Annotated in this window: 2 protein-coding genes; both read left to right on the top strand. The window is 47.4% G+C overall.

What is annotated here, in order from left to right:
• The coding region (locus Q0294_RS03325; protein ID WP_299460906.1) for a CerR family C-terminal domain-containing protein at nucleotides 1-661 on the top strand (661 nt) is incomplete at its 5' end.
• A gap of 205 nt (nucleotides 662-866) precedes the next feature.
• Nucleotides 867-2,318, top strand: coding sequence for an HlyD family efflux transporter periplasmic adaptor subunit (locus Q0294_RS03330; RefSeq protein WP_299460908.1), 1,452 nt, complete (start codon nucleotides 867-869; stop codon nucleotides 2,316-2,318).
• Nucleotides 2,319-2,431: the final 113 nt, after the last annotated feature.

Raw genomic sequence — 2,431 nt, forward strand, 5'->3', positions numbered from 1 at the left:
GTGTAATGTTCGTGAACGATTACTGGATGTGGCCGGGCCCGTTTTTTCGGAAAAGGGTTTCGAGAAAGCTACGGTTCGTGAAATCTGTCAGAAAGCGGATGTTAACCTGGCGAGCATCAATTATTATTTTGGCGATAAAGAGCAGCTTTATCTGGAGGTCATTTGTCTGGCAAAAGAGATGGGAGTTTCACGTGCTCCCCTTCCAGAATGGGCGTCTGACACGTTACCCGAACAAAAATTGCAGGACTGGGTCACTACACTGGTAAGACGGATGATGGGAACAGGAGAGCTTTCCTGGAGTAACCACTTGATTATGCGTGAGGTACTACGCCCGACTAAAGCTTGTGAACATCTTATTCAGGAATTGTTTCGTCCGTTTGTGAATATCGCCGATTCGATATTGCAGGAAATCCTGGGAGCAGACGTTCCTGAGTACCGACGGATGCAGTGTGTTTTCAGCATCGCAGCACAATGTCAGTTTTATCGCGTTTCAGAAGGCATGGTGACTTTGATGCTGGGACAAAAAGAAAAAGCCGCTCATTACAATAATGATCAGTTAATCGAACATATTCTTCAGTTTTCATTGGCTGCCATCAAGAACCTGAAGCAGGAATTCGCGGCATCGGAAATGGAATCTTCTTCAGCACTTCATGGAATCTAAACTTAATGAGTTAAAAATAGGTATATTGATTATTAGAAACGCGTTCCTAAATACAAGAATCTGGCGAGACGGAAGGAAAATACTTCCCAGCAGATGGAGATTCTCGTTACTGTTTTGACAATACAAATTAATTGATTTTCACAGATTGACCTGCAGCGCCTTTGGTCAATTTCCGTTGTGATATGTTTCACTATAGAAAAAACCCATGTCAGATTTTAATACTCAAAAAACCACCAGTATTTACAGGAAGTTGAAGCACATCTTGCTTCCGATGTTCATACTTGCGATTGGCGGCGGGAGTCTTGTGGTCCTGATGGCCATGAAAAAAGAGCCGGAGCAGAGTGAGAAATTATTAGCCACTTTGGCGCCTCTGGTTTCCACCGAAACCATTAGTCTCTCTGATTCCGGGGTCACGATTACTGTAGACGGCATTGTGGTTCCTTCGAAAGAGGTCAAACTGGCTGCAGAAGTTTCCGGGAGAGTCCTTTACACACGCGATGGTTGTAAAGTAGGAAATCTTGTTCGTAACGCAACGCCTCGGGAACGCGAGGTTGCAGGCACTGAGAATCTTTTAATCCAGATCGATCCTGAGAACTATGAACTGGAAGTGAAACGCCTCACCCAGGAGCATGCCCAGACACAGGATGTGATCGATGAATTAGAGGTCGAGATCGACAATACAAAAGCGATGGTCGATTTAGCACACGAAGAGGTTCGGCTACAGCAAAGCCATTTGAACCGTGTCGAAAAATTACGTGCTAAAAATGTGGTTTCTGATACTGATTTTGAAGAAGCAAAACGCGCAGAACTGGGAGCCCGCAATGCGCTGCAGAAGTTGACCAATGAAGCCGATTTGCTTAAAGCACGCCGGCAACGAATGATGCATGCCCGTGAACTTGTGGGAGTACAACTCTCAAGAGCCAAACTGGATTTGAGCCGCACGCGTATTTATTCTCCCATCAATGGTGTCATCGTCGAGGATTCCATCGAGAAGGACGGTTATGTGAAAATCGGTGATCCGTTAGTCACGATAGAAGACACCTCGGCTGTGGAAGTGCGATCTAACCTGCGGATGGAAGAATTGTATCAACTCTGGCAGCATGCTGCTCAAACAGCAAAGAAAAGCCAGACACCACAGGCAAATGTTGTTGATGCTAACCGGTACGAAATCGGCTATCAGCTGCCGCAGCTTCCGGTCAAAGTGGTCTATGAATTGGGGGGGAGAAAATTTGTCTGGAATGGCGCCCTTTCCCGTTATGATGGTATCGGCCTTGATGAAAAAACAAGAACCGTGCCCTGTCGCATTGTGGTCGCAGATCCCAGACCGTCTGAAATATTGGTCAATGGTCAGCCCACCAGTCAGATTGTCGGCGCGCCCCCTTTGACGCGTGGCATGTATGTTTCCATTGAAATTCCGCTCGTCGGCAATGTTTCTTTATTAAAGATACCAGAGACGGCGATTCGCCCCGGCAATCTGGTCTGGGTTGTCAGAGACGGAAAACTGCATTCCGAAAAAATCCGTGTCGTGGATACAAGTGGCGATCAGTTGATGGTGGAACTGGGGGCTTCCGGATTAAAACCGGGGGATCATGCCGTGACATCACCACTGAGTACCGCCAATGAAGGAATGCAGGTGCGTGAAGGAGAGGCGGAATGAGGTCGGTCATCAAATGGGCGATTCACAACTCGCCCGCGATGAATACATTGATGGTCACCGTTCTGGGCGTGGGGCTCGTCTCTCTGCTTTTCATGCGGCGGGAAGTGTTTCCG

Origin of the sequence: uncultured Gimesia sp. (assembly GCF_937919775.1) — a bacterium.
Taxonomy (GTDB): domain Bacteria; phylum Planctomycetota; class Planctomycetia; order Planctomycetales; family Planctomycetaceae; genus Gimesia.